Genomic DNA, 25,456 nt, shown 5'->3' with positions numbered 1-25,456 from the left:
GTCAACACAGTATTATGCTTAAACTGACCTTTTACCAACAGCATATAAATTCTTATATTTTGCGTCTTTTCTGAGACGCGCTCGCTTGTCGGCCCCGGCGAAACAGCCGACAATTGCCCCTTCCCGGTAGAATGGAGAACGCCATGACCACCTCTTATTTTGTTGCCGCCGACTGGCTGGCAGAGCACATCAACGATCCGCAGATTCAGCTTATTGATGCCCGCATGGCCCCTCCGGGTCAGGAGCATCGCGATCTTGCCGCCGAGTATCGCGCAGGGCATTTACCCGGCGCGGTGTTTTTCGATATTGAAGCCCTGTCCGATCACAGCAGCCCCCTGCCCCACATGATGCCGCGTCCGGAAGCTTTCGCCGTTGCCATGCGTGAACTGGGCGTCGACAGCGACAAGCATCTGGTGGTGTATGACGAGGGCAATTTGTTCTCCGCCCCGCGGGCCTGGTGGATGCTGCGCACCTTCGGTGTGGAAAACGTGTCGATTCTGGCGGGCGGCCTCGCAGACTGGCAGCGCGACGAACTGCTGCTGGAAACAGGCGACGTGAAGCTGTCGGAGGGCGATTTCGAAGTGAAGTTTGCGCCTGAAAAAATCAAACGTCTGACCGACGTGCTGGTGGCGAGCCACGAAGGCTCCGTGCAACTGGTTGACGCCCGCCCGGCACCACGCTTTCAGGCCCAGGCCGATGAGCCCCGTCCGGGCCTGAAGCGGGGCCATATTCCCGGCGCGAAAAACGTGCCGTGGGGCGATCTGGTGATTAACGGTGAGCTAAAAACCACGGACGAGCTGGAGGATATTTTCGAGCACCAGGGCGTGGACATCAACAAGCCCATTATCGCCAGCTGCGGATCCGGCGTGACGGCCGCGGTCGTTATGCTTGCTTTGGCAACGCTGGATGCGCCGGATGTAACGCTGTACGACGGTTCCTGGAGCGAATGGGGTGCGCGGGATGATTTGCCGGTAGAACCAAGGTAAACAGCAAAACGGCATTGCCCGATGCGCTGCGCTTATCGTGCCTACAAAACCGTAGGCCGGGTTAGCGTCAGCGCCACCCGGCAATCACACCAAAGTCAGATAATCCGGTTCTGCTTAAAGTCGCGCAGGAAGCTGCCCCAGCGTTTCTCATAGAACGGCGTGATGTGTGCCAGCATAAAGTGGCTGATGCCCTTCTCGCCTTCCATCACCTGACAAATGTCAATCGGCTCGTCGCCCGGTAGCGTATCGGTCGCCACGCTGCCTGCCGCCTGAATGATGTTCTCAATGTCCCCTTCCGCTTCAATACCGATCAGCAGATTAGGCTGCTCGTCTGCACCTTCCTTAATGGAGCACAGAAACGCGCGCTTGACGGTTTTGAGGGTTTTGAACAGCGTGGTCAGCGAATCCACCATCTGCGCCGGCGGCTCGGTCACTTCGGAAAGCAGCAGCGACGCGCCCCCCTCCAGCACCGTTTGCGCGCTGAGCGGGTTGCCTTCCTCGCCAATCAGATGGCTGATTTCACGCGGTGTGAACTCTTTTCCGGTTGGCAGTTTGGCGTTCAGAAAAAGCGTTTCACCGAGCGTCATTTCAAACAGCGTGCGCACCGGCATTGCGACGAACGCCTGTTCATCCTCAACGGCCTGCTGTAAAGCTTCCGGGGAGGTAAAGAACGGGATCACCGAAGTGCCATCATCTTTCTCCCAGTGTTGTAAATCCAGCGCGCTGTCTTCGACAACCTGCTCACCTTCCGCCGCCGTGCCCGGCACCCATACCGTCGCATCAAGCAGCGCACGGAAGAAAGCCGGACGGTGAGCGGGTTCGGTTGCCGCCTGTTCCAGTAAAGTTTCGAGTTCGTTTTTGGTTTCGGACATAGATATCACAAGATGAGAGTATTCGTGTAGGGCGGGCAAGCGAAGCGCCCCCGCCATTCATTTGCCGGATGGCGCTGCGCTTATCCGGCCTACGCCGTCAACAGATTAGCGATAGTACGCACGCCCAGGCCGGTCGCGCCTGCTGCCCACTGCTCAACGGCGGATTTGCGGTAGGTTGCGGAGCAGTCAATGTGCAGCCAGCCTTCGTGATAATTCTCCACAAAGTGAGACAGGAAACCTGCCGCAGTGCTGGCACCCGCCGGGTACGCGGCGCTGGCGGTGTTGTTCAGCTCAGCAAAGTTAGACGGCAGCTGATTGCGGTGGAATTCCGCCAGCGGCAGACGCCAGAACGGCTCGTTTTCTTCCGCCGCGCTCGCCATCAGGCGGGCCGCCAGTTTGTCGTCGAAGCTGAACAGCGCGTGGTAATCATTGCCCAGCGCCGTTTTCGCCGCTCCGGTCAGCGTCGCCGCATCGATAATCAGCTCAGGCTTCTGTGCGCAGGCGTCAATCAGGCCATCGGCCAGCACCAGACGGCCTTCAGCATCGGTGTTCATCACTTCTACGTTTTTGCCGTTGCGGTAGCGAATGATATCGCCCAGCTTGAAGGCATTGCCGCTGACCATATTATCCGCGCAGCACAGATAGAGCTTCACGCGCTTGTTCAGGCCGCGGGTAATGGCAAACGCCAGCGCGCCAGTGACCAGTGCAGCACCGCCCATGTCGGACTTCATCGAGTCCATGAACGCGCTCTGCTTGATGCTGTAGCCGCCGGAATCAAAGGTGATGCCTTTACCCACGAGGCAGGCATACACCGGAGCGTTTTCATCGCCCGTTGGGTTGTAGTCCAGCGCCAGCAGTACCGGCGGGCGTTCGGAGCCACGGCCTACGGTGTGAAGCCCCATGTAGTTTTGCTCGCGCAGATCTTCGCCTTTGGTGATGCGGTAATGCACGTTGTCGCAGCCAAAGCGGCACAGCAGATCGACCGCACGTGCGGCGAGCTGCTCCGGACCGAGCTCTTCGGCCGAGGCGTTGATGGTGTCACGCACCCAGTCGATAATCGCCAGGCGGTTTTTCAGCTCTTCATCTTCGCCAGCCCATTCAACCTGACGGCTGCCCTTCGGCCCTTTGTAGCCCGCCCAGAAAGACCAGCTGCGATCGGTGTTCCAGCCGTCACCCGCCAGCGCAACATGCTTAATGCCCATGCCGTCAATTTTACGCGCCGCGCGCTGGATCAGGCCCAGATCGTCCTTGCCGTTCAGATGCAGGGTAATGCCATCGTTGTTAATGCTGTAGGTGGCCTTCTCACCCCAGCGCGCATCGGCAGGCTGAGTGGAAAGCGTAATCTTCATCGCTTCGGTCATGGTCTTTATCCTTATTGAGCAAACGGGCCGCCAGAGGCAGCCCGTTAAGTTAACTATTCTGCTTCGTCCAGCCAGACTAACAGAATCGCCTCGAGAATTTTTTCATTGGATGCGTTGGGATCATCCTCAAAATCCTCCAGTTCGCAAATCCACTGATGCATATCTGTGAAGCGAACCGTCTTCGGATCGGTGTCCGGGAAGGCATCGTATAAAGCTTCGCCGATTTCACGGCTGTCGGTCCATTTCAGCGCCATATCAGTGCTCGCGTGCGTGGTTGATGGTGTAACGCGGCATTTCGACGACCAGATCTTCGTCGGCAACGCGCGCCTGGCAGCTCAGGCGACTTTCCGGCTCCAGACCCCAGGCTTTGTCGAGCATGTCGTCTTCGTCTTCGGTACTCTCCTGTAAGGAGTCGAACCCTTCGCGCACGACGCAGTGGCAGGTGGTGCAGGCGCAGGATTTCTCACAGGCGTGTTCAATCTCGATGCCGTTGCGCAGGGCAACGTCAAGAATGGTTTCACCGCTCTTCGCTTCCAGAACTGCGCCATCGGGACAGAGATCCTGATGTGGCAGAAAAACAATCTTTGGCATATTAAACCTCGTCCACGGACTGGCCTTTCAGCGCTTTACGGACCGACTGGTCCATGCGGCGTGCGGCAAATTCCTGGGTTTGTGTGTCGATATTTTTAATGGCTTCTTTAATGGCGTCGGCATCACTGCCCACGGCAGCGGCCTGCAGGGCAGCCACGCCGTCATCAATCGCTTTGCGTTCTTCGGTACTGAGAAGATGGGCATCGGCCGCCAGCGCGCTGTTCAGGCTTTCCATCACGCGTGCGGCTTCCACTTTCTGCTCCGCCAGCATGCGCGCCTGAACGTCGCTTTCGGCGAAGCTCATCGAATCTTTGATCATGGTGGCGATTTCGCTATCGCTCAGGCCGTAGGAGGGCTTCACCTGAATGGAGGCCTCCACGCCGGTGGATTTCTCCATCGCCGTAACGCTCAGCAGGCCGTCCGCATCCACCTGGAAGGTCACGCGAATGTGCGCCCCGCCCGCAGGCAGCGCCGGAAGACCGCGCAGCGCGAAACGTGCCAGCGAACGGCAGTCCTGGACCAGCTCGCGCTCGCCCTGCATCACGTGGATGGACATTGCGGTCTGGCCGTCTTTGAAGGTGGTGAACTCCTGAGCTCGCGCCACCGGAATGGTGGTGTTGCGCGGAATCACCTTCTCCACCAGGCCGCCCATGGTTTCGAGGCCGAGCGACAGCGGGATGACGTCCAGCAGCAGCATTTCGCTGTCCGGCTTGTTGCCAACCAGAATATCGGCCTGAATCGCCGCGCCAATGGCGACAACTTTATCCGGATCGATGGAGGTCAGCGGCGTGCGGCCAAAGAATTCACCCACACGTTCACGCACCAGCGGCACGCGGGTAGAACCGCCCACCATCACCACGTCTTTGACTTCTTCGGCTTCCACACCCGCATCTTTCAGCGCGCGACGGCACGCCAGCAGCGTGCGTTTCACCAGCGCGGCAATCAGCTCATTGAACTGTTCACGCGTGATTTCGCCCTGCCAGCCTGCAACGTTCACCCTGACGCTGTCGGCATCGCTGAGCGCAATTTTGGCAGCGATAGCGGCGTCAAGCAGTTCACGCTGAAGACGGTTGTCGGAGCGATCGGCCACACCAGCCTGTTCGCGAATATAGTCGGCCAGCAGGTGATCGAAGTCGTCGCCGCCGAGTGCGGAATCACCGCCGGTAGCCAGCACTTCAAACACGCCACGGCTCAGGCGCAGAATGGAGATATCAAAAGTGCCACCGCCGAGATCGTAGACGGCAATCACGCCTTCCTGCCCGGAGTCCAGACCATAGGCAATCGCCGCGGCGGTCGGTTCATTGAGCAGGCGCAGCACGTGCAGGCCAGCGAGACGCGCAGCGTCTTTGGTGCCCTGGCGCTGCGCATCGTCAAAGTATGCGGGAACCGTGATGACTACGCCATCAAGCTCACCGGCAAGCGCTTCGGTCGCGCGGGCGGCAAGCGCTTTGAGGATATCGGCAGAGATGCGAATCGGGTTAAGCAGACCACCGTTCGTTGCCAGCATCGGCAGGCCATTTTCACTGGCCTGGAGCTGGTACGGCAGATGCGGGTAGCGCGCCTGCACGTCGGCGAGGGAGCGGCCCATCAGGCGCTTAACGGAGCTGATGGTGTTGACCGGATCCTGTGCGGCATTGGCGCGGGCCTCAAAGCCCACTTCATGCCCTTCAGTCTGGTAATGCACCACGGAGGGTAACAGATGACGGCCCTGATGATCGGCCAGCGTTTCGGCCTGGCCGCTACGCACGGTCGCCACCAGAGAGTTAGTGGTGCCTAAGTCGATGCCCGCCGCCAGACGACGCTGGTGCGGCGCGGCGCTCAGGCCAGGCTCACTGATTTGTAATAAGGCCATGTTTCGCTTCCGGAATCAAAAATCGAGCAGCTTTTCTTCGAGTTGTTCTGCTGAGCTGCGCAGTTTATCGAGAAAACGCAGTTTACGCACGGTATCCGCCGCCGCGTCCCACGTTTCATTATCTAATTCTGTGACCATCTGCTGATGGCGCGTGTCGAACATTCCTTTTACACGCTGCATAAACTTGTCCAGACGATCGCTATCTTTGGCACGCTCAATCTCATCGAGCTCTTCGCGCAGCTCAAGCTGTTCCATCAAAAACGCCGTATCGCGCACGGTGTGCTGTTCGCTGGCAAGGTCGAAACCGTGCAGCGAGAGCAGGTATTCCGCGCGGGTCAGCGGGTGGCGCAGCGTCTGCCAGGCCTGGTTGATGGTGGCGGATTGCTGAACCGCAGCGAGCTGATCGGCTGAAGAGTGGCTGGCGAAGTTATCCGGATGATGTTTGCGCTGTAAGTCCTGAAAGCGCGTGGCGAGCTGCTGGCTATCAAGGTGATACGAAGCAGGCAGGCCGAAGAGCGTGAAGTAATCCATAGCTGTCTCTGAAAAAGCAAACCCCACAGGCAGACGGGCCACCGTGGGGTTATCTTACGCGTGATTAAACGTGGAAGCTTTCGCCGCAACCGCACTCGTCTTTAACGTTCGGGTTAGTAAATTTAAACCCTTCGTTGAGGCCTTCTTTGACGAAGTCCAGCTCGGTGCCGTTGAGGAACTGCAGGCTTTTGCCATCGACCACAACCTTCACGCCTTTGTCTTCGAACACGGTGTCTTCCGCGTCGGGTGCATCGACAAACTCCAGCACGTAGGCCATGCCAGAGCAACCGGAAGTCCGCACGCCCAGACGCAGCCCGAAGCCTTTGCCCCGGTTCGCCAGGAAGGTGCTGACTCGCGCGGCAGCGCTGTCGCTAAGGGTAATGGACATAAAAACCTACCTCTTATTTTGCTTCACGTTTGCTTTTGTAGTCCGCAATGGCGGCTTTGATCGCGTCTTCTGCCAGGATAGAGCAGTGAATTTTCACCGGTGGCAGTTCGAGTTCCTCGGCGATATCGGTGTTCTTGATAGCCTGCGCTTCGTCCAGGGATTTCCCCTTCACCCACTCGGTCACAAGCGAGCTGGACGCGATAGCGGAACCGCAGCCGTAGGTCTTGAAGCGAGCGTCTTCAATGATACCTTCATTGTTGACTTTAATCTGCAACTTCATCACGTCGCCGCAGGCCGGTGCGCCGACCATGCCGCTGCCGACGCTGTCGTCGCCGTTGTCAAACGAACCGACGTTGCGTGGATTCTCGTAATGATCGATAACTTTTTCGCTGTAAGCCATGATGAATTCTCCTTATTGGGTACCGATTAGTGATGTGACCATTCAATGCTGTTCAGATCCACGCCCTGTTTGAACATTTCCCACAGCGGAGAAAGGTCGCGCAGACGGCCGATGGAGTTACGAACCAGCTTGATGGTGTAGTCAATCTCTTCTTCGGTAGTAAAACGACCTAAAGAGAAACGGATAGAGCTGTGTGCCAGCTCGTCAGTCATACCCAGCGCGCGCAGCACGTAGGATGGCTCAAGGCTTGCAGACGTACAGGCAGAACCGGAAGAAACCGCCAGGTCTTTCAGCGCCATAATCAGCGACTCGCCTTCAACGTAGTTAAAGCTGACGTTGAGGATGTTTGGCGCGCCCTGCTCGAGATCGCCGTTCAGATACACTTCTTCCATATCTTTCACGCCGTCCCAGAGACGGTTACGCAGCGTGCGCAGGCGCGCCATCTCGGTTTCCATCTCTTCTTTTGCAATGCGGTAAGCTTCGCCCATGCCCACGATCTGGTGCACGGGCAGCGTACCAGAACGCATGCCGCGCTCGTGACCGCCGCCGTGCATCTGCGCTTCGATACGAATACGCGGTTTACGACGCACGTACAGCGCACCAATCCCTTTCGGACCATAGATTTTATGGCCGGAGAAGGACATCAGGTCCACCTTCAGTTGGCTGAGATCGATAGGCAGTTTGCCGACGCTCTGGGTTGCGTCCACGTGATAGATGATCCCGCGCGCACGGCACATTTCGCCGATGGTCGCGATATCCTGCACCACGCCGATTTCGTTGTTCACGTGCATGATGGACACGAGAATAGTGTCGTCACGCATCGCCGCTTCGAGCGCTTTCAGGTCGATAATGCCGTTGGCCTGCGGCGCAAGGTAGGTCACTTCGAACCCTTCACGCTCCAGCTGACGGCAGGTATCCAGCACGGCTTTATGCTCGGTTTTGCTGGTGATGATGTGCTTGCCTTTTTTCTGATAGAAGTTGGCCGCACCCTTGATCGCCAGGTTATCGGATTCGGTTGCACCAGAGGTAAAGACGATTTCGCGTGGGTCAGCGCCCACCAGCTCAGCAATCTGATTACGGGCGATATCTACCGCCTCTTCAGCATGCCAGCCGAAACGGTGAGAACGGGAAGCCGGGTTACCAAAGTTTCCGTCCAGGGTCAGACACTGCATCATTTTCTCGGCAACACGCGGGTCCACCGGCGTGGTTGCGGAGTAGTCGAGATAAATCGGTAATTTCATTGCTCTATAAACTCCGTACATCGCTTCAATGCAATGAATCAGGCAACCGGCTGGATGTACGACCGTGTTGACGGGGTGCGCGAGCACACCCCGGCCTGATTCTGAAATCTTTTATATTAAGCGCGTAACTTGACGTCGATTGCGTCTTGCGCGCGGGTATTGCGATGGGATTCGTGCGTGTGCTGACGGTCAGAGACGTCCAGCACTTCCTGGTTGTTTACCAGCTCACCCAAGGTGATGTTATTCAGGAAACCGGTCAGACGATCGCTCAGGTCACGCCACAGCGCGTGGGTCAGGCATTTATCGCCGCCCTGGCAGCCGCCTTTCCCCTGACAGCGGGTTGCGTCAACGGATTCGTCTACGGCGCTGATCACTTCGCCAACGGCGATGCTACCGGCTTCTTTACCCAGCAGATAACCACCGCCAGGACCACGTACGCTGGACACCAGTCCATTCTTACGCAGGCGGGAGAACAGCTGTTCCAGATAGGAAAGTGAAATTCCCTGACGTTCAGAAATATCAGCCAACGGAACCGGGCCCGCTTCGGAGTTGAGCGCAACGTCAAGCATCGCGGTCACGGCATAACGCCCTTTAGATGTCAGTCTCATGTCTTACTTAACCTCAAACTCGCCCCTGCCCGGGGTTGTTATTAAAATGTAGGTATTGCATAGCAGGGCCAAGTCTGACATTCCCGACTAAAATGGTCAACTATTTACTTGACTGTTTTAGTCAGGTATTTAACGTTCTGTGCCGTTTTTATTTGCCCGGCGGCGCTTCGCTTGCGCGGGCCTACGGTTCAGCTCGTCGTAGGCCGGGTAAGGCACAGCCGCCACCCGGCAATGTCGAATCACTTCTCTTTCTTTAACTGCTCAATCGACGCCAGAATCCCGCGCAGGATGTTCAGCTCCTGGGTTTCAGGACGCGCGCGGGTAAACATGCGGCGCAGCTTATTCATCACCTGCCCCGGGTGCCCGGCGCGGATAAAGCCTGTCGACAGCAGCGTTTGCTCAAGGTGACCATAGAAGCGCTCTAAATCATCCACCAGCGGATAAGCGACTTCATCTTCTTTTTGATCGGTGGTTTCGCCCTTTTCCTGCGTGGCAAGCCAGGCCATCCGCACTTCGTAGGCGATAACCTGCACCGCCATTGCCAGGTTCAGGGAGCTGTATTCCGGGTTAGCGGCAATCGCGACGTGATAATGGCACTTCTGCAATTCATCGTTGGTCAGGCCCACGCGTTCGCGACCAAACACCAGCGCCACCGGCGCCTGCTGACCTTCTGCGACGCTTTTCAACCCGCATTCGCGCGGATCGAGCATCGGCCACGGCAGCGTGCGGGAACGCGCGCTGGTACCAACGACAAGGCTACAACCTGCGAGTGCTTCATCCAGCGTATCGACGATTTGCGCGTTGCCAATCACGTCGCTTGCGCCTGCGGCGAGCGCGATCGCCTGAGAGTCAGGCTTGACCAGCGGATTCACCAGCCAGAGATTGGTTAAGCCCATGGTTTTCATGGCGCGAGCCACGGAGCCCATATTGCCGGTGTGGGAGGTTTCGACCAGTACGATTCGGATATTTTGCAGCATTGTCATTCTTCGGCTAAAGATTATTCGCCGCATATTATCATAAAGCTGAGACAGATTCCGAATTCGCTGCTATGATATGCGCCGTTTTTCCCGTTCTTTAACATCCAGTGAGAGTGACCGATGCAACATCCAATGTTGACTATCGCCGTGCGTGCAGCGCGCAAGGCGGGTAATGTGATTGCCAAACACTACGAGATGCCTGATTCCGTAGAAACCAGCCAGAAAGGCAGCAATGATTTCGTGACCAACGTCGATAAAGCCGCCGAAGCGATGATTATCGAAGTTATCCGCAAATCTTACCCGCAGCACACCATTATCACCGAAGAGTCCGGTGAACATGCAGGCGAAGATCAGGATGTGCAATGGGTTATCGATCCACTGGATGGCACCACCAACTTCGTTAAGCGCCTCCCTCATTTCTCCGTTTCCATCGCCGTACGCATTAAAGGCCGTACTGAAGTGGCCGTGGTTTACGATCCAATGCGTAACGAACTGTTCACCGCGACTCGCGGCCAGGGCGCACAGCTGAACGGCTTCCGTCTGCGCGGCACCAACGCCCGCGATCTGGACGGCACCATTCTGGCGACCGGCTTCCCGTTCAAGGCCAAGCAGCACGCTCCTGCTTACATGAACATCCTTGGCAAACTGTTTACCGAATGCGCCGACTTCCGCCGCAGCGGTTCCGCCGCGCTGGACCTGGCCTATGTGGCCGCAGGCCGCGTTGACGGTTACTTCGAACTGGGCCTGAAGCCATGGGATTTCGCCGCAGGTGAACTGATTGCCCGTGAAGCAGGCGCTCTGGTGTGTGATTTCACCGGCGGCCACAACTACATGACCACCGGTAACATCGTGGCAGGTAACCCACGCGTCGTTAAAGCGATGCTGGCGAACATGCGCGACGAGCTGAGCGATGCGCTGAAGCGTTAATTCCGTTGTACCGCCCGGTGGCGCAAGCTTACCGGGCCTACAGCAGAATTTGTAGGCCGGATAAGCGTCCGCGCCATCCGGCAATTCAGAAAGGCCGCAATCCTCTCCCCACCGGCACTGCACTGATCCACATCACCACTGCAGCAACCACCAAAACGACTCCGCCCGCAAAGGCCAGCGTCGTCCAGCCAATCTGCCGCCAAAGTACCGGAGCCTGATTTTTACTTAGGCGCACCGCCAGTTGACGAAAACTGTGTACCAGCAACGCAAGCGAAGAAATCGTGATCGACGTTCCTACCGCCATAGCGAGCGCAGACACCACTCCCCAACCGAACACGCCAATCACCTTACTGAACAGCAGCACCATAATAGCGCCAGAACAGGGCCGCATCCCCATCGACAGCACAATCACCAGCCGCGCGCGCCAGTCGCTGCCGCTCTCCATCTGTTGCGGATCAGGCAGGTGCTGATGCCCGCAGCCGCAGCTGGCGTGATGGTGATGATGCGGCGTGAAAGCGGTGAATTTGGGTTTACGTAAAATCTGGCGCATTTTTTTCAGCGCCCGCCAGCAGAGCAGCAGGCCCAGAACACCGACCAGCGCATAGCTGCCCTTTTCCAGCCAGAAGCTGCTGAGATGCAGTTGCCGGGCGGGCAGCGCCAGCAGCGAAAGCACGATCGTCACCAGACCAATCGCCACCAGCCCCTGTAGCAGTGAGGCCGCAAGCGTCAGGGCAATGCTCGATTTCAGCTTCGATGGATGCGTCGCCAGCCAGGTGGTAATCACCACTTTGCCGTGGCCCGGGCCCAGCGCATGCAGCACGCCGTAGACGAAGCTGAAAGCCAGCAGCGAACCGCCCGCTTTGCGGGGATTTTCCGCCACCGCCTGTAGCAAGCCACTCATCTGCTGATTCAGCTCCCGCTGCCAGATAACGCTTTTCAGTAATATCTGCGGCCAGGCATGCCACAGCCATACGCCACCCGCCAGCGCCAGCAGCAGAAACGCGGCAAGCGGCCAAAGCTGGAGCCAGCGGCGGCGTGAACGAGCAGAACCTGTGGAAATTACGGACATGAGATCGTGACCTGTTGTGCAAACTGTTTACCGAGATCCATATCCTCGGGCGGGGCATCGGCCTTATCGAGAGAGAGCGCATAGGCGGTCAAATCCTCGTTTGGCTTTGGCGTATGCACATTGAGCTTACAGCCTTTTGGCGCATCCGCCGGGAGCGAAACGTAAGCATCTTTGTCGTAATGCATGTCGACAAAATAGGTCGGGTCGAAAGTGGAAAACTGGTAGGTCTGTCCGGCAAGCGGCTGAGGCTCGGCCAGCGGCAGCGTAAAGGTCAGCACCGCTTTGTGCCCTTCGCGGGCAAGGCCGTACGCCGTCGGGAGGTTCTCAAACTTCACCTTTTGCTTGCCGTGCCAAAACTCGGTGAAGTAATGCTGCCCCAGCACGTTGGCCATCACTTCCGCCGCCAGTTTTTTCCAGACCTCGCTGCCCGGCTTTGCGTTACCTGCGTCGTACAGCAGATCGGCGGAGGTGATTTCGTCCATCGTCCAGCGCATGTTAATGGCGGTGAGCTTCCCCTCTTTCGTGACCAGCTGGCTTTGCATGCTGATAAAACTGTGCGGATGTGCCGCCACTTGCCACGATAAAAGCGCGCCAACGGCCAGAATCATGCTCTGTTTCACTCTTGTCATCGCAAACTCCGTGAAAAATTCTGTGACCGACTCCCGCAATCCTTGCGCAAAGGCGCGCCGTCTGGCTTTCATGCCCCGATCCTTTAGCTATTCTTATCAAAAAAACTTACTGGAACCTGACAGATGATGACCGTTCAAGAACCGCCATCTGTGCTTTCCAGTCCACAGCGCCGCTGCCAGATCCTGCTGATGCTGTATCTGCCAGGGCAGACCGTGACGCCAGAGGCCATAAGCCGGGTGAATAACGTGGATGATGAGGCGGCCCGCCAGGACGTCGCCGACATCCATCACGTCATCCAGCGCTATCACCGACTGAACATCGTGACGCTTGCAGACGGCAGCTATCGGATTGAGGGCACCACACTTGACCAGCGCTTATGCCTGATCCACTGGCTGCGCCGGGCGCTGCGGCTTTGCCCCGGTTTTATCCGCGAGCAGTTTACCCCATTGCTTAAAATGCAGCTTAAACAATCCGGCATCTCGCGCATTCTGTACGACGATACCAACCTGCGGGCGCTGGTCAACCGCTGCGGGCGAAGCCTGCAGCGCCCCCTCGACGCCCGCGATGCGGCCTTTTTAAGCCTCTACCTGCAATATTGCCTGCTGCAACAGCATCCGCAGCGGCCACCGGAGTTTAACGATGGGCAGCGCAGATGGGCGCAGTCGAGCGCAGAGTATCAGGTGGCGGCAGAGATTGCCCGCCACTGGCAGCGCCGCACTCACCAGGACGCCCACCCGGATGAACACCTGTTCCTCACGCTGCTGTTTATGTTGCTGAAGGTGCCGGATCCGAAGCGCGATCACCACACGCAAGAGGTGCGGCTCTATCGCAGCATTAATCAGCTAATCGACCATTTCCAGCAGCTGGCTGACCATCGTTTTAACGACAGGCGCGGCCTGCGCGATCAGCTTTATGTGCATCTCGCGCAGGCCATCAACCGCAGCCTGTACGGCATCGGCATTGATAATAGCCTGCCCGAAGAGGTACAACGCCTCTATCCGCGCCTGATGCGCACCACTCAGCAGGCGCTGGTGCCGTTTGAGAACAGCTACGGGCTACGCATTTCTGACGAAGAGATGGGGCTGATTGCGGTAATTTTTGGCGCCTGGCTGATGCAGGAAAGTGACTTACAGGAGAAACAGGTGGTCCTGCTCACCGGCGACAATCCGCAGCTGGAGCAGGAAATCGAGCAGCAGCTGCGGGAACTGACGCTGCTGCCGCTGAACATCAAATATCAGACGCTAAGCGCCTTCCAGAGCGACGGGGCACCGAAGGGCGTGGCGCTGGTGATCACACCTTATTCCATTGCCCTGCCGCTGTTTTCCCCGCCGCTGATTCACGCCGGAGAACCGCTCAGCGAGCGGCAGCGGCAGCACATTTGTCAGATGCTGGAAGCGCCCGGCTGAGGGCTGACCTTCGGACGCACGAACATCGCCGGAATAGCCAAAACCGCCATCACCCAGAACACGCCCTGGTGTAAATGCTGATACAGGAACCCGGCGAAGACGGTCATGATGGCGATGCTGCCGCCCATCGCTACCGCGGAATAGACCGCCTGCAGCCGAATCACTTCGCTGCCCTGACGGGCTGAGATGTAGCGCATTGCCGCCAGATGGCAGACGGTGAAGGTGCCGCAATGCAGAATTTGCGCGACGATAAGCCACGGCAGTTCGGTGGTCCAGCCCATGATGCCCCAGCGCAGCAGCCCGCAGAAGGCGGAAAGCAGCAACAGGTCACGCGCGCCAAAGCGGCGGAACACTTTCTTGCTCACCGCAAAGATCACCACTTCCGCCACCACGCCCAGCGACCACAGATACCCCACCGCCGAAGCCGAGTAGCCCGCCTCCTGCCAGTAAATGGCGCTGAAGCCGTAGTATGCCGCATGCGCGCCCTGTAGCAGGCAAACGCAGGCCAGGAACCGCCAGCTCTGCATCACAAGCTGCTTCCAGGCGGGCCAGCCCGCGTGCTCATGTTGACGCGCTTCGCCCTGCGGCATCACCGACGGCTTGATCATCATGCCGATCAGCATGGAAGCAATACCGATGCTGAGCAGCGCCAGAATGGCGTGATAGTCAAACAGGCTGACCAGCTTGCCCGTGAGCGCCGAACCGATCACGAAGGCAATCGATCCCCACAGACGGACCCGCCCGTAATCCATGGTGATCTGCTTCTGCCAGGTGTTTGCCAGCGCATCCGTGAGCGGCACCAGCGGTGAGAAGAACAGGTTGAATCCCACCATCATCGCCATCAGCCACGCAACGTTTGTTCCCGCCCAGAAGGCGAGAATAAACAGCAGGGTGAGCAAGGCGAGAATGCGCAAGGCGCTGATTAAGCGCGACGGATCGCTGACGCGCGGGGCAATCAGCAGGCTACCGAGGAAACGCGCCACCAGGCCCGCGCCGAGCAGCACGCCGATGGTTTCCGGCGTCAGGCCCGTGCCGGCCAGCCATACGCTCCAGAAAGGTAAGAAGATGCCGTAGCTAAAAAAGTAGGTGAAGTAACTGAGCGCCAGCCAGCGCGTGGAGTGCAAGACCATGATTCCCTCCCAAATGGTGGCGACAGTCTGGCGACAAACGGCGCGGCTGGCAAGTCACTTTAACAACCCGCTAACATTTAATGGGTGGATTTACGAGGATGCTCGTAGAAAATCGCCAACTTTCTTCTTTGTTCAGCATCACCAGCCCCGGCTGGCCGGGTAAATTATGGGCATTAACCGGGTGCGACTGCGGCTCAAGGCAGATAAACGGCTCGCCCGGCATGCGAAACAGCATCAGCCAGTTTGTCCTGGCCAACAACGTCACCGTCATCTCCGGATGCTCAACGATGGCCCTGCCGTTCCAGCCGGAGTAGCCAACGTTGAGCCATTCGTTTGTACCATAAGACGCCGTACCAAAATCCGCTTCCGCCGGCAGGCTATCTGTCCAGGCCTCTGGCAGATGCGATTCCCCTTCCGGCCAGAATCCGCTGGCGCAAAACTGCACCCGGCTTTGCGGCGTGAGGTGAAAAAACGGATGTACGCCACCGCCGTAAAGCATCGGCTCATCACCTTTATGTTCTACCGCGAGCGAGACGTGAAGCGCGTTTTCACTGAGCTGGTACACCACTTCCGCCAGATAATCGAAGCCGCAGGCATGGCGCTTTCGCAGCCGGAGTACGCACCGTTCACGACCGTGTTCTGCCACATCCCATAACGCCAGCCAGCCGTCGCCATGCAGAAAAAACTGCGCATCCACCGGGCTTTGCGGCAGCCCGATTTCGCGCCCGCGCAGCATAAAACGGTTGCGCTCCACCCGGTTCGCCAGCGGCAGCATGGGGAACAGGCCGCAGTCACCGGGCGCATTGCCCTCACCTGCCCGTAGGACGGGATGTAAATGAACTAATGAGTCGAGGCTCAAAACCTCAGCCCCCTGCGGTGAGACGCGCATCCGCAGATGCGCGTTTTCCAGCACCAGCGTTTCCACGTCAGTGCGCCTCTTTCACGGCTGATGCATGTTTCTGGTGCCGTGCCGCCAGCTGTTCCTCGAGCGCTTCCAGAGTGACGCCTTTGGTTTCCGGCACGACTCGCTGAATGTAAATCCAGCCCATTGCGCAAATGACGCCGTACAGCAAGAAGCTGCCCGCTGCGCCCAGCCCGGCGTTCAGCAGTGGGAAGGTATAGGTCAGCAGGAAGCAGGCGATCCACAGCGCCAGTGTGCCAACGGACATAGCCAGCCCGCGTACGCGGTTGGGGAAGATTTCAGAGAGTAGCACCCAGGTCACCGGCGCGAGCGTCAGAGCATAAATGGCGATCGCCGCCAGCACCAGCAGCAACACCGGCCAGCCCATAATGCCCAGCGCATAAGCTCCGGCAATCAGCACGTAGATAAGCGTCAGGCCGCTTGCCCCCAGCAGCATCAGCTTGCGGCGGCCAATTTTGTCCACCAGCGGCAGCGCGGCAAGGGTAAAGACAAGGTTGATTATGCCGGTGGCCACAATCGACTTCAGCGTGCCGTTGATGTCAAACCCGGCAGAAGCAAAAATCTCCTGCGCATAGTTGAAAATAACGTTAATCCCGCACCACTGCTGGAAGATCGCGAGAATCATCCCCATGATGACCACCGGGCGAACCTGCGGCTGAAGCAGCGTTGAGAACGACACCTGCTGCGCATCTTTCACCAGCGTTTGAGCAATCTCTTTCAGGGTTCGGGTGGCATAATCAGAAGAACCGATTCGCTCCAGCGTTTGTCGCGCACGCGCTTCTTTTCCGGCCTTCATCAGCCAGCGAGGGGATTCCGGCACCACAAACAGCAGCACCAGGAAAGCAACCGCAGGCACCAGCCCTGCGCCAAACATCCAGCGCCAGCCCGTCTGTCCGTTCCAGCTGTGCAGAATGGCCTCCTGCGTCGCCCCTGCCGCAACCGGCTCGGCAATCATCAGATTCACCAGTTGCGCCGCGAGCACGCCCACCACAATGGTGAGCTGGTTGATGGCGACAAAGCGACCGCGCTTTTCTGCCGGGCTGACTTCCGCGATATACAGCGGGCTCAGCGCCGAGGCGAGGCCAATCCCGATGCCGCCGATGATGCGATAGATGACGAATACCTCAAAGTTGCTCGCCATTGCGGCACCCCACGCCGAGATGCTGAACAACAGAGCCGAGAGAATCAGTGGCCGCTTGCGACCAAATTTATCCGCACACCAGCCGGAGATCAGCGCCCCAAAGATGCAGCCCACCAGCGCGGAGCTCATCGCCCAGCCCGACTCTGCCGGGTCGGTGATGTGGAAATATGCCTCATAAAAGGGCTTCGCCCCGCCAATCACCACCCAGTCATAGCCAAACAACAGTCCGCCGCAGGCGGCGACCAGACAGATAGTCCAGACGTAGCCCATTTTTAACGCTGAATTTTGCATGTTGATTTCCTCACACGGGAAAACAGGGTCAGAGATGCCCGGCGGTCGGTTCCCGCCGGGTCAGTGTTTTACTTCAGAACACCCGCCACCAGCACATGACGCAGCAGATGCGCCTTGTCATGTGCCGGGTTAACGGCGAGCAGCGCGTCCAGCACCTTGCTGCCGGCCGGGATGTCGCCCGAGCCGAAGCAGCCGAGAGCCTCAATAAACAGGCAGTGCTGCTGGTGACGCTGCTGCGGGTTACCGTCCAGCGCCAGCAGATCGGGCAGGGAAACGGCGAAGAAGTCCATCTCCGGTACGGCATCGCGCTGCGCTGCGACCCATTCATGGAAGCGGCGGAAATGCGCCGCTGCCCGCGCATCATCGCCGAGAGCACGCATCGCCATCCCTTGCCAGAAGAGATAATCCACCGGCTGGTCGTTGTAGTAGCGCCCGGCATCAAGATCGGAATCACCAAGCGTGGCCTGAATGAAGCAATGCTGCGCCCTGGTCTTGTCACCCTGCTTCAGCGCGCAAACGCCAAGCAGATACCAGATGTCGTTATCGGTTTGCCCCGGTAAACGCCCTTCGCCGAGGTTAGGCGGGTAGCAAAGTGCCTGCTGCAACAGCGCCGCCGCTTGCTCGTTTTGATTGCCTTCAAGCGCCACCAGCGCCCGGTGCATCTGGTTGAGCAGATACTGTCCGGTGACTTTGCCTTCGCCGCCTTCCCACGGATGGAAAACCCTGTCGTGCAGAATATTCGCCGCCTGCTGCCATTTTCCGCTGCTGTTCCACAGGCTCAGCAGCTCTGCCGTCAGGTCATCGCGCCGGGCGACGACGATCTGGCGTGGCTCCAGCTCAGCAAGACGATCGTCAACGGAGGCCGCATTCATCTTCGCCAGGCAATCGAGCTCAAACAGGAAGCGGGCGTTTTCCGGCTCCAGCGCCACGGCCTGCGCCAGGCAGCGTTTTGCCGCCGCGGCATCGTGCTGTTTATTCCAGTGGTAAATGCCGAGCAGGCGGTGCGTGGGTGCGAAGTCAGGCTCCTGACGTAACGTCTGCTGCCAGCAGGCAATCGCCTGCTCGTAGCGGCGCTTGCTGTACCAGAAGCAGCCGAGCAGATAGCTGGCAAAGGCGTCATCCTGAAGCTGTTGCAGCATCTGCACTTCATCGAGGGTATTGGGGAAGCGCACCCGACGGGCAAAGCAGTCGCGGGCGAGCTTCAGGCAGCGTTCACGATCGCCGCCCAGCGCCGCACGCCAGAGCATCGGGATCGTCTCCTGGCTGTCGATCAGCACCAGCAGCTCCGCGGCCTGCGTTTTTTGCCCCAGCGACAGCAGCCAACCCGCCAGATAGCTGGCGTTAATTCCACGCAGCCCGGTCACCTGGCACAAAGTTTGCGCATCCATGTCTTCACGGCGAACGGCCCAACGGGCGTAGTACAGCGGGTAACTTAGCGGGTATGACTTAAGCTGGTCGTCAATCCACGCCAGCGCCTCTTCGCTTCGGTCAAGCTTCGCCAGCGCCAGCGCCTTCATCCCCATTGCCAGGTTGTTGCTGCCGTTAAACCGCAGGCTTTGTTCCACTTTTGCCAGCGCGTCGGCGTAGTCACCTTTTTTCATTGCCAGACGGGAGAGCGCCCAGAAGGCGGCATCACGACAGTTGCCGCTCCAGCTGGCTTTGTAATACGCATCCCAGGCACCGCTGTCATCGCCCTGGCGCTCCAGCGCCGTGGCAAGCAGCATGCTGGCTTCACCATCGCGAGGATTTTTATTGAGCTTGTGCGCACGAGCCAGCGCGGCTTCTGCGCACCGTTGCGCGCCCTGCCAGTCGGCAGCGTTGAGCAGCAAATTCCCGAGCGCGACGTTGTTGCGGGTATCCTGCGGATCCAGTTCGAGCGCGCGGCGGTAGTAATCTTCGGCCTGACGGCTGGCGTGGTTGTACTGTTCGAGATGCTGGCCGATGTAGTAGAGCTCATCGGCGTTGTTCAGCTCCTCCGGCTGCAACGGCGCGGTGGCAGCATCCGGCAGAGGCGTTTCCCCGGCAATGTGTTCGTCGTAACTCAGAAGCTGAACACCGTCGGCCGTGGTGACCGTCAGCATCAGACGCTGCGAGCCCATATCCGGCAAAGTCTGCTGCCAGCTTCGTCCTGGCTCGAGTGAGATGATCTTTTCCCACAATGGCGCACCTTCCGCGCTCAGCACCACGCTGACGTCCTTCAGCGGTGCAACCGCATATACGCCAGGATTCAGCTCTCCGTCGGCTCGCTCCAGCTTGATGGCAAGCGTTGCGCTGGCGTTATGAACACGACCTAACCCGCTGTAAGGCAGGAAGTTTTGTACAAAGACTTTTTCTTCATACGGCGCAAGCCAGGTGAAATCCGGCTGGTTGTCAGTAAACACGCCGGTCATCAGTTCGATGTACGGGCCGTTGTCGTCCGTCAGGTTGCGGTCCCAGGCCTGGCCAAAATCGCCGTAGCCCCAGCTCCACTGCTTTTTCCCCGGCGACACGTGATGATCGGCAACGTGCAGCAGCCCGCCCTGTTCGCCGTGGTGGTATGCCCCGACGAAGTCATAATCTGACTTTTCAGCCATGTAGGAGGTTGGCACCGGCACATTTTTATAGCGCGCAATGTCCACGCCCGCCGAGTAATCCACTTTGTAATAGGTGCCGGTCGCAATCGGGAAAGCAGACACGGCGCGCTTGCCGTGGTCAAACACCGCCGTCACGTCCGGTGGGAAAATGCTCTGATGATCGTCACCGCCCTTCACCGCCGGGTTGGCCCACCACAGGAAGTGGCGCGGCGTGGCGTTGCCGTTAAACACTTTACCCGTGATTTCGATCAGCGCGCGGTCCGGACGGAGCGTAAATCCAGCCATCACCTGCAGCCCGCGCATCGGTTCGACTTCACCGAGCCACACGGTTTGCTCACCGTTTTCGCCAAGCCGAATCGTCACGTCTACCGGCATAAAGGTGGTCGGACGGTGATGCTGTGGCCAGTTAAATTCAATACCGCCGGAGATCCACGGCCCCAGCAGCCCAACCAGCGCCGGTTTCACCACTTCGTTGTAGTAGACGAAATCACGCTGGTTCACTTTGTCATACGCGCGATGAATACGCCCACCAAGCTCGGGCAGCAGCAGGATGCGGATAAAGTCATTTTCCATCCATACGGCCTGGTACTCGCGCATCTCCTTCACGCCGGTCAGCGTGTCGATTACGCCATACGGATAAACCGCTCCGGAGGAACCCTGATAGACGCGGTTTTCGAGAAACATCGGATTAGGATCTTCCGCCCCGGTGGTCCAGGTCGGCAATGTGAGGGTGTCCTGCCAGACTTTCACGGCACTGTACATTCGGCTCTCCACTAAATGAATTGCAGTAAACGAGGGATGCACCGAAGTTTATAGCGCCGCTTTGCGCTTAAAATGCGCAATGCTCACGCAATACAGTTAAGGGAGTTAAGTAGAAATGCGCGACCAGGGCTTAAACAACAGCCGCGTCCGGATGATCAACAAGCAGATCTTTTTACGTCATCTGTGGCGGGAGAAGCAGCTCAGCAAATCCCGCCTGGCGCAGCTGACGGGCCTGTCGATTCCGGCGGTAAGCAATATCCTCGACGAACTTCAGCAGGAAGGGCGGATTGCACATTCGCACGAAAAGCTGAGCCAGCGCGGCCTGAACAGTGGCAGCTATCACCTCCCCTCAGATGGCGCATGGACGCTGTGCATGAATATCACCCCCACGCGAATTGAAAGCCAGCTCGCCGACAGCCGTCTGCTGCCGGTTGGCAAGGCGCAGCAGGTTGAAATGGCGGTTCGCCAGCCGCTGGAACTGATTGCCGCCATTGCCGCCCACTGCCGGGCATATCGGCGGAATTATCCTCAGCAGACGCTTCGCCTGGCGCTTGGCGTACACGGCCAGGTCGACCCGGTAACCGGCGTGTCGCAGACCATGCCCCAGGCGCCCTGGAAAACGCCGCTGGAGATGAAGTATCTGCTGGAGGAGGAGCTTGGCGTTCAGGTTCGTCTCGACAACGACTGCGTGATGCTGGCGCTGGCCGAGAAGTGGCAAAATCATACGGCGCAGCACAACTTTTGCGTGATCAACGTGGATTACGGCATCGGCTCTTCGTTTGTGATTGATGGCCAAATCTGGCGCGGCAGCCTGTACGGCAGCGGGCAGATTGGCCACACCATCGTCAACCCTGATGGCGCGATTTGCGACTGCGGCCGCTACGGCTGTCTGGAAACAGTGGCCTCATTAAGCGCGCTGAAAAAGCAGGCGCGTATCTGGCTCAAATCACAGCCCACCAGCGACGGTCCCGATCCCGAAAAACTGACAACAGCGCACCTGATTGCGGGCTGGCAGCAGGGTGACCAGCGCATTCACACCTGGGTGGAAAACGCGGCCAGCGCCATAGGCCTGAGCCTCTACAATTTCCTGAATATCCTCAATATCAATCAGATCTGGTTGTATGGGCGCAGCTGCGCCTTTGGCGAAAGCTGGCTCAGCGCCATCGTCCAGCAAACCGGGTTTAACCCTTTCGACCACCGCGATAGCCCGCAGGCCATGGCAACGCAAATCAGCTTTGGGCAGCTGACCCGTTCGCAGCAGCTGTTAGGCATCGGCTATCTGTACGTTGAAGAAATGCTGGAACAATTATGAATGGCGGCAACGTGGCGGCAGTAAAGATTGTGTATTAGGGTTTAAGGACACCCACCTGCACAACGGAAAGGCTATGAACTCTCTGCGTTATTTCGATTTTGGCTCCTCGCGTTCGTTTCTGCTGCTGGTCTCCCGCATCGCCATTGTCGCGCTGTTTATTATTTTCGGTTATCCGAAGCTGATGGGGTTTAACGGTACGGTGCAGTATATGGCGGCAAGCGGCGCGCCGGTGCCAACGCTTTCAGCCATCATTGCGGTGATCATGGAAGTCCCTGCCGCCATCCTTATCGTCATCGGCTTCTTTACCCGCCCGCTGGCGGTGCTTTTCATTTTCTACACGCTGGGAACGGCGGTGATTGGTCACCATTACTGGGATATGAGCGGTGATGCGGTGGTGCCAAACATGATTAACTTCTACAAAAACGTCAGCATTGCCGGGGCATTTTTGCTGTTGGCGATTACCGGGCCGGGGGCGATTTCGGTCGACAGGCGTTGAGATCCGGATGGCGGATTGCCGGGTGTCGCTGACGCTTACCCGGCCTACAAAACCCGTAGGGCTGATGAGGCACCGCCGCCATCAGGCAACAAAAAAGGCCGCATCAGCGGCCTTTTTCATGGGTGCAGATAATTATGCGTAAACCGGGAAACGGGCGCAGATATCCAGCACTTTACCTTTGATGCGCTCAATGTTGGCTTCATCATTGATGTTGTCCAGCACGTCGCACATCCAGCCCGCCAGCTCTTTCGCTTCGGCTTCTTTGAAACCGCGACGGGTAATCGCCGGAGAACCGATACGGATGCCGGAGGTCACGAACGGGCTCTTCGGATCGTTCGGTACGCTGTTTTTGTTAACGGTAATGTTGGCGCGGCCCAGCGCGGCATCGGCTTCTTTACCGGTCAGGTTTTTGTCGACCAGATCCAGCAGAAACAGGTGGTTTTCAGTGCCGCCGGACACCACTTTGTAGCCGCGGTTCAGGAACACTTCCACCATCGCTTTCGCATTCTTAGCAACCTGCTGCTGGTAAACCTTAAATTCAGGCTCCATAGCTTCCTTCAGCGCCACGGCTTTCGCTGCGATAACGTGCATCAGCGGGCCGCCCTGCGCGCTTGGGAAGACAGCGGAGTTCAGCTTCTTATACAGCTCTTCGTCACCGCCTTTCGCCAGGATCAGGCCACCGCGTGGACCTGCCAGGGTTTTGTGAGTGGTGGTGGTCACAACGTGTGCGTGCGGAACCGGGTTCGGGTAAACGCCTGCGGCAATCAGACCCGCAACGTGCGCCATGTCGACAAACAGGTACGCGCCGATGCTGTCTGCGATTTCACGCATTTTGGCCCAATCAACCACGCCTGAGTAGGCAGAGAAGCCACCGATGATCATCTTCGGCTTATGCTCTTTGGCCTGCTTCGCCATGTCTTCGTAGTCAATTTTGCCAGACTCATCGATGCCGTAAGGGATGATGTTGTACAGCTTGCCGGAGAAGTTGACCGGGGAGCCGTGAGTCAGGTGACCGCCCTGCGCCAGGTTCATGCCCAGCACGGTGTCGCCCGGCTGCAGCAGTGCGGTGTAGACCGCGAAGTTCGCCTGGGAACCAGAGTGCGGCTGCACGTTAGCGTAATCGGCGCCAAACAGTTCTTTAGCACGATCGATAGCCAACTGCTCAACCACGTCAACGTATTCGCAGCCGCCGTAATAGCGTTTGCCCGGGTAGCCTTCAGCGTACTTGTTGGTTAACTGAGAACCCTGAGCCTGCATCACGCGCGGGCTGGTGTAGTTTTCGGAGGCGATCAGTTCGATGTGCTCTTCCTGACGGACTTTTTCCTGCTCCATAGCCTGCCACAGTTCGGCATCATAATCGGCAATGTTCATTTCACGCTTTAACATTCGCATCTCCTGACTCAGCTAACAGTAGTTTTACCGCTAAAAAAGGGGGCCCTTTCGGACAACGGCGGACAGTATAACTGATAAGTTCTGCGATAACAGGTCTTGACAAACGTTTTTACGCAAACGATTACCTCGGCGTCACACAAGGGTTTGAGCAATAAAGATTCCGCCCGGGTAAGGCGATTTCTTTTCAGGTTTGTGATGCAAATTTTTCAGCTTGCACAGAATCCTTTACAAGTGAGGGGCTTTTTCATAACATGCATTTAAAATGCATCATATCTAATCATGACAAAGAAACCGAAAAAGGACAGTCCCATGCTAGACGCGCAAACCATCGCTACGGTGAAAGCCACCATTCCCCTGCTGGTTGAAACCGGCCCAAAACTCACCGCCCACTTTTACGACCGCATGTTTGCTCATAATCCTGAGTTAAAAGAGATCTTCAATATGAGCAACCAGCGCAACGGTGACCAGCGTGAAGCGCTGTTCAACGCCATTGCGGCCTACGCCAGTAACATCGAGAACCTTGCCGCCCTGCTGCCTGCGGTGGAGAAGATTGCCCAGAAGCACACCAGCTTCCAGATTAAGCCTGAGCAGTACGCCATCGTGGGCGGCCATTTGCTGGCAACGCTCGATGAAATGTTCAGCCCGGGCCAGGAAGTCCTCGACGCGTGGGGCAAAGCCTATGGCGTGCTGGCGGACGTGTTCATTAAGCGCGAAGGGGAAATCTATCAGCAGAACGCCGCTAAAACCGGCGGCTGGAAAGGCACCCGCGCGTTCCGCATCGTGAGCAAAGCGCCGCAAAGCAAGCTTATCACCGCCTTTGAATTCGTCCCGGCAGACGACGGCGAGGTGGCCGACTATCAGCCAGGTCAGTATCTCGGCGTGTGGCTGAAGCCGGAAGGCTTCCCTCATCAGGAAATTCGCCAGTATTCGCTGACCCGTCAGCCAAACGGCAAAAGCTATCGCATCGCCGTGAAGCGCGAAGCCGGCGGTCAGGTCTCCGAATGGCTGCATGATGAAGCCAGCGTGGGTGACACCGTGCACCTCGCCGCCCCGGCGGGCGATTTCTTTATGTCCGTCGAAGCAAATACCCCGGTGACGCTGATCTCCGCAGGCGTCGGCCAGACGCCAATGCTGGCAATGCTCGACACGCTGGCAAACTGTGCGCACCCGGCGCAGGTGAACTGGTTCCACGCCGCGGAAAATGGCGCGGTACATGCCTTTGCTGATGAAGTGAAGGCGCTGGGCGCAAAACTGCCACGCTTTGCTTCCCATGTCTGGTACAACGCGCCGCAGGAACAGGACGCTTACGACAGCGCGGGCCTGATGGATTTAAGCGCGCTGGAAGGCCAGTTCAGCGATCCGGCAATGCAGTTTTATCTCTGTGGTCCGGTCGGCTTTATGCAGTTCGCCGCAAAACAGCTCGTGGCGCTCGGCATCAACGCCGACAATATTCACTACGAATGCTTCGGCCCGCATAAGGTGCTATAAGGTTCCCGGGCCGGATAACTTTCCGGCCCGTATACACTTCTGTAAGCACTTTTTCACGCCCTCTCCCGCCCAATCGCCCTCTCGCCGCAGGGCGTGCCAAAAAAGGCCGC

Annotated in this window: 24 protein-coding genes; 6 read left to right on the top strand and 18 right to left on the bottom strand. The window is 58.1% G+C overall.

The genetic code is table 11. The features are described from left to right. Window positions 1–143 precede the first annotated feature (143 nt). Window positions 144–986: a 3-mercaptopyruvate sulfurtransferase gene (gene sseA / locus RTU33_RS02350; protein ID WP_312625024.1), complete on the top strand. Its 843-nt coding sequence runs from the start codon at window positions 144–146 to the stop codon at window positions 984–986. A 95-nt stretch (window positions 987–1,081) separates the two neighbouring features. Here the strand turns inward: sseA and sseB are convergent, their stop codons facing one another. The 11 genes from sseB to trmJ all read right to left on the bottom strand — a co-directional run bounded on the left by sseB (window position 1,082) and on the right by trmJ (window position 9,807). Next, on the bottom strand, window positions 1,082–1,858 hold the full coding sequence (gene sseB, locus RTU33_RS02345; protein WP_312625023.1) for an enhanced serine sensitivity protein SseB: 777 nt from the start codon (window positions 1,856–1,858) through the stop codon (window positions 1,082–1,084). A gap of 89 nt (window positions 1,859–1,947) precedes the next feature. Beyond that, window positions 1,948–3,219 (bottom strand): aminopeptidase PepB, encoded by a 1,272-nt coding sequence (gene pepB, locus RTU33_RS02340; RefSeq protein WP_312625022.1) that lies wholly within the window; start codon window positions 3,217–3,219, stop codon window positions 1,948–1,950. Window positions 3,220–3,272: 53 nt separating this feature from the next. Further along, on the bottom strand, window positions 3,273–3,473 hold the full coding sequence (iscX, locus tag RTU33_RS02335; RefSeq protein WP_312625021.1) for a Fe-S cluster assembly protein IscX: 201 nt from the start codon (window positions 3,471–3,473) through the stop codon (window positions 3,273–3,275). Between the two features lies 1 nt (window position 3,474). After that, window positions 3,475–3,810, bottom strand: coding sequence for an ISC system 2Fe-2S type ferredoxin (fdx, locus tag RTU33_RS02330; protein ID WP_097163279.1), 336 nt, complete (start codon window positions 3,808–3,810; stop codon window positions 3,475–3,477). 1 nt (window position 3,811) lies between these two features. Then, window positions 3,812–5,662 (bottom strand): Fe-S protein assembly chaperone HscA, encoded by a 1,851-nt coding sequence (gene hscA, locus RTU33_RS02325; RefSeq protein WP_312625019.1) that lies wholly within the window; start codon window positions 5,660–5,662, stop codon window positions 3,812–3,814. A 15-nt stretch (window positions 5,663–5,677) separates the two neighbouring features. Beyond that, on the bottom strand, window positions 5,678–6,193 hold the full coding sequence (hscB, locus tag RTU33_RS02320; RefSeq protein ID WP_312625018.1) for a co-chaperone HscB: 516 nt from the start codon (window positions 6,191–6,193) through the stop codon (window positions 5,678–5,680). A 64-nt stretch (window positions 6,194–6,257) separates the two neighbouring features. Then, window positions 6,258–6,581 carry an iron-sulfur cluster assembly protein IscA gene (iscA, locus tag RTU33_RS02315; RefSeq protein WP_312625016.1) on the bottom strand — a complete coding sequence of 108 codons (324 nt, stop codon included), beginning with the start codon at window positions 6,579–6,581 and terminating at the stop codon, window positions 6,258–6,260. A gap of 13 nt (window positions 6,582–6,594) precedes the next feature. Continuing rightward, the gene (iscU, locus tag RTU33_RS02310; RefSeq protein ID WP_312625014.1) at window positions 6,595–6,981 is read right to left on the bottom strand and encodes a Fe-S cluster assembly scaffold IscU; all 387 of its coding nucleotides are present in this window, start codon (window positions 6,979–6,981) and stop codon (window positions 6,595–6,597) included. A 26-nt stretch (window positions 6,982–7,007) separates the two neighbouring features. After that, a complete protein-coding gene (gene iscS / locus RTU33_RS02305; RefSeq protein WP_312625013.1) occupies window positions 7,008–8,222 on the bottom strand; it encodes a cysteine desulfurase in 1,215 nt (404 codons plus the stop codon). A gap of 116 nt (window positions 8,223–8,338) precedes the next feature. Next, the gene (iscR, locus tag RTU33_RS02300; RefSeq protein ID WP_312625012.1) at window positions 8,339–8,830 is read right to left on the bottom strand and encodes a Fe-S cluster assembly transcriptional regulator IscR; all 492 of its coding nucleotides are present in this window, start codon (window positions 8,828–8,830) and stop codon (window positions 8,339–8,341) included. 239 nt (window positions 8,831–9,069) lie between these two features. Beyond that, complete coding sequence (trmJ, locus tag RTU33_RS02295) at window positions 9,070–9,807, bottom strand: tRNA (cytosine(32)/uridine(32)-2'-O)-methyltransferase TrmJ (RefSeq protein ID WP_312625011.1); 738 nt, start codon at window positions 9,805–9,807, stop codon at window positions 9,070–9,072. A gap of 120 nt (window positions 9,808–9,927) precedes the next feature. Between trmJ and suhB the strand changes: the two genes are divergently transcribed. Further along, window positions 9,928–10,734 carry an inositol-1-monophosphatase gene (gene suhB, locus RTU33_RS02290; protein WP_312625009.1) on the top strand — a complete coding sequence of 269 codons (807 nt, stop codon included), beginning with the start codon at window positions 9,928–9,930 and terminating at the stop codon, window positions 10,732–10,734. 85 nt (window positions 10,735–10,819) lie between these two features. Here the strand turns inward: suhB and RTU33_RS02285 are convergent, their stop codons facing one another. Both RTU33_RS02285 and RTU33_RS02280 read right to left on the bottom strand, forming a co-directional pair. After that, window positions 10,820–11,803 carry a nickel/cobalt transporter gene (locus RTU33_RS02285; RefSeq protein ID WP_312625008.1) on the bottom strand — a complete coding sequence of 328 codons (984 nt, stop codon included), beginning with the start codon at window positions 11,801–11,803 and terminating at the stop codon, window positions 10,820–10,822. Continuing rightward, complete coding sequence (locus RTU33_RS02280) at window positions 11,794–12,432, bottom strand: DUF1007 family protein (protein ID WP_312625007.1); 639 nt, start codon at window positions 12,430–12,432, stop codon at window positions 11,794–11,796. Before RTU33_RS02280 ends, RTU33_RS02285 begins: the two co-directional genes overlap by 10 nt. 123 nt (window positions 12,433–12,555) lie before the next feature. Here RTU33_RS02280 and csiE point away from each other — a divergent pair, with 123 nt between their 5' ends. Continuing rightward, on the top strand, window positions 12,556–13,839 hold the full coding sequence (gene csiE / locus RTU33_RS02275) for a stationary phase inducible protein CsiE (RefSeq protein ID WP_312625006.1): 1,284 nt from the start codon (window positions 12,556–12,558) through the stop codon (window positions 13,837–13,839). On the opposite strand, the gene RTU33_RS02270 is transcribed toward csiE, so the two are convergent. The 4 genes from RTU33_RS02270 to RTU33_RS02255 form a co-directional block, all read right to left on the bottom strand. After that, entirely contained in the window at window positions 13,815–14,969 is a 1,155-nt protein-coding gene (locus RTU33_RS02270; protein ID WP_312625005.1) for a 3-phenylpropionate MFS transporter, read from the bottom strand. The two genes, csiE and RTU33_RS02270, sit on opposite strands and share 25 nt — an antisense overlap. 70 nt (window positions 14,970–15,039) lie before the next feature. Then, entirely contained in the window at window positions 15,040–15,894 is an 855-nt protein-coding gene (locus RTU33_RS02265; RefSeq protein WP_312625003.1) for an aldose 1-epimerase, read from the bottom strand. 1 nt (window position 15,895) lies between these two features. Further along, the gene (locus RTU33_RS02260) at window positions 15,896–17,323 is read right to left on the bottom strand and encodes a sugar porter family MFS transporter (RefSeq protein WP_312625002.1); all 1,428 of its coding nucleotides are present in this window, start codon (window positions 17,321–17,323) and stop codon (window positions 15,896–15,898) included. A 68-nt stretch (window positions 17,324–17,391) separates the two neighbouring features. Next, window positions 17,392–20,658, bottom strand: coding sequence for a DUF5107 domain-containing protein (locus RTU33_RS02255; RefSeq protein ID WP_312625001.1), 3,267 nt, complete (start codon window positions 20,656–20,658; stop codon window positions 17,392–17,394). Between the two features lie 115 nt (window positions 20,659–20,773). Between RTU33_RS02255 and RTU33_RS02250 the strand changes: the two genes are divergently transcribed. Then, a complete protein-coding gene (locus tag RTU33_RS02250; protein WP_312625000.1) occupies window positions 20,774–21,970 on the top strand; it encodes an ROK family transcriptional regulator in 1,197 nt (398 codons plus the stop codon). A 73-nt stretch (window positions 21,971–22,043) separates the two neighbouring features. After that, complete coding sequence (locus tag RTU33_RS02245) at window positions 22,044–22,466, top strand: DoxX family protein (protein ID WP_312624999.1); 423 nt, start codon at window positions 22,044–22,046, stop codon at window positions 22,464–22,466. A gap of 132 nt (window positions 22,467–22,598) precedes the next feature. Here RTU33_RS02245 and glyA read toward each other — a convergent pair whose 3' ends face one another. Next, window positions 22,599–23,852, bottom strand: a complete 1,254-nt coding sequence (glyA, locus tag RTU33_RS02240; RefSeq protein WP_312624997.1) for a serine hydroxymethyltransferase — start codon at window positions 23,850–23,852, stop codon at window positions 22,599–22,601. A gap of 315 nt (window positions 23,853–24,167) precedes the next feature. Between glyA and hmpA the strand changes: the two genes are divergently transcribed. Continuing rightward, window positions 24,168–25,346, top strand: a complete 1,179-nt coding sequence (hmpA, locus tag RTU33_RS02235) for an NO-inducible flavohemoprotein (RefSeq protein WP_312624996.1) — start codon at window positions 24,168–24,170, stop codon at window positions 25,344–25,346. The last annotated feature ends 110 nt before the right edge of the window (window positions 25,347–25,456 follow it).

It is taken from the genome of Scandinavium sp., assembly GCF_032012665.1.
In the GTDB taxonomy this organism is placed as follows: Bacteria; Pseudomonadota; Gammaproteobacteria; order Enterobacterales; family Enterobacteriaceae; genus Scandinavium.
This window is presented reverse-complemented; position numbering and strand designations above follow the sequence as displayed.

Bases quoted from the DNA above. Each gene is read 5' to 3' on its own strand.
- sseA (WP_312625024.1), top strand. From the start codon at position 144: ATGACCACCTCTTATTTTGTTGCCGCCGACTGGCTGGCAGAGCACATC.
- sseB (WP_312625023.1), bottom strand. From the start codon at position 1,858: ATGTCCGAAACCAAAAACGAACTCGAAACTTTACTGGAACAGGCGGCA.
- pepB (WP_312625022.1), bottom strand. From the start codon at position 3,219: ATGACCGAAGCGATGAAGATTACGCTTTCCACTCAGCCTGCCGATGCG.
- iscX (WP_312625021.1), bottom strand. From the start codon at position 3,473: ATGGCGCTGAAATGGACCGACAGCCGTGAAATCGGCGAAGCTTTATAC.
- fdx (WP_097163279.1), bottom strand. From the start codon at position 3,810: ATGCCAAAGATTGTTTTTCTGCCACATCAGGATCTCTGTCCCGATGGC.
- hscA (WP_312625019.1), bottom strand. From the start codon at position 5,662: ATGGCCTTATTACAAATCAGTGAGCCTGGCCTGAGCGCCGCGCCGCAC.
- hscB (WP_312625018.1), bottom strand. From the start codon at position 6,193: ATGGATTACTTCACGCTCTTCGGCCTGCCTGCTTCGTATCACCTTGAT.
- iscA (WP_312625016.1), bottom strand. From the start codon at position 6,581: ATGTCCATTACCCTTAGCGACAGCGCTGCCGCGCGAGTCAGCACCTTC.
- iscU (WP_312625014.1), bottom strand. From the start codon at position 6,981: ATGGCTTACAGCGAAAAAGTTATCGATCATTACGAGAATCCACGCAAC.
- iscS (WP_312625013.1), bottom strand. From the start codon at position 8,222: ATGAAATTACCGATTTATCTCGACTACTCCGCAACCACGCCGGTGGAC.
- iscR (WP_312625012.1), bottom strand. From the start codon at position 8,830: ATGAGACTGACATCTAAAGGGCGTTATGCCGTGACCGCGATGCTTGAC.
- trmJ (WP_312625011.1), bottom strand. From the start codon at position 9,807: ATGCTGCAAAATATCCGAATCGTACTGGTCGAAACCTCCCACACCGGC.
- suhB (WP_312625009.1), top strand. From the start codon at position 9,928: ATGCAACATCCAATGTTGACTATCGCCGTGCGTGCAGCGCGCAAGGCG.
- RTU33_RS02285 (WP_312625008.1), bottom strand. From the start codon at position 11,803: ATGTCCGTAATTTCCACAGGTTCTGCTCGTTCACGCCGCCGCTGGCTC.
- RTU33_RS02280 (WP_312625007.1), bottom strand. From the start codon at position 12,432: ATGACAAGAGTGAAACAGAGCATGATTCTGGCCGTTGGCGCGCTTTTA.
- csiE (WP_312625006.1), top strand. From the start codon at position 12,556: ATGATGACCGTTCAAGAACCGCCATCTGTGCTTTCCAGTCCACAGCGC.
- RTU33_RS02270 (WP_312625005.1), bottom strand. From the start codon at position 14,969: ATGGTCTTGCACTCCACGCGCTGGCTGGCGCTCAGTTACTTCACCTAC.
- RTU33_RS02260 (WP_312625002.1), bottom strand. From the start codon at position 17,323: ATGCAAAATTCAGCGTTAAAAATGGGCTACGTCTGGACTATCTGTCTG.
- RTU33_RS02255 (WP_312625001.1), bottom strand. From the start codon at position 20,658: ATGTACAGTGCCGTGAAAGTCTGGCAGGACACCCTCACATTGCCGACC.
- RTU33_RS02250 (WP_312625000.1), top strand. From the start codon at position 20,774: ATGCGCGACCAGGGCTTAAACAACAGCCGCGTCCGGATGATCAACAAG.
- RTU33_RS02245 (WP_312624999.1), top strand. From the start codon at position 22,044: ATGAACTCTCTGCGTTATTTCGATTTTGGCTCCTCGCGTTCGTTTCTG.
- glyA (WP_312624997.1), bottom strand. From the start codon at position 23,852: ATGTTAAAGCGTGAAATGAACATTGCCGATTATGATGCCGAACTGTGG.
- hmpA (WP_312624996.1), top strand. From the start codon at position 24,168: ATGCTAGACGCGCAAACCATCGCTACGGTGAAAGCCACCATTCCCCTG.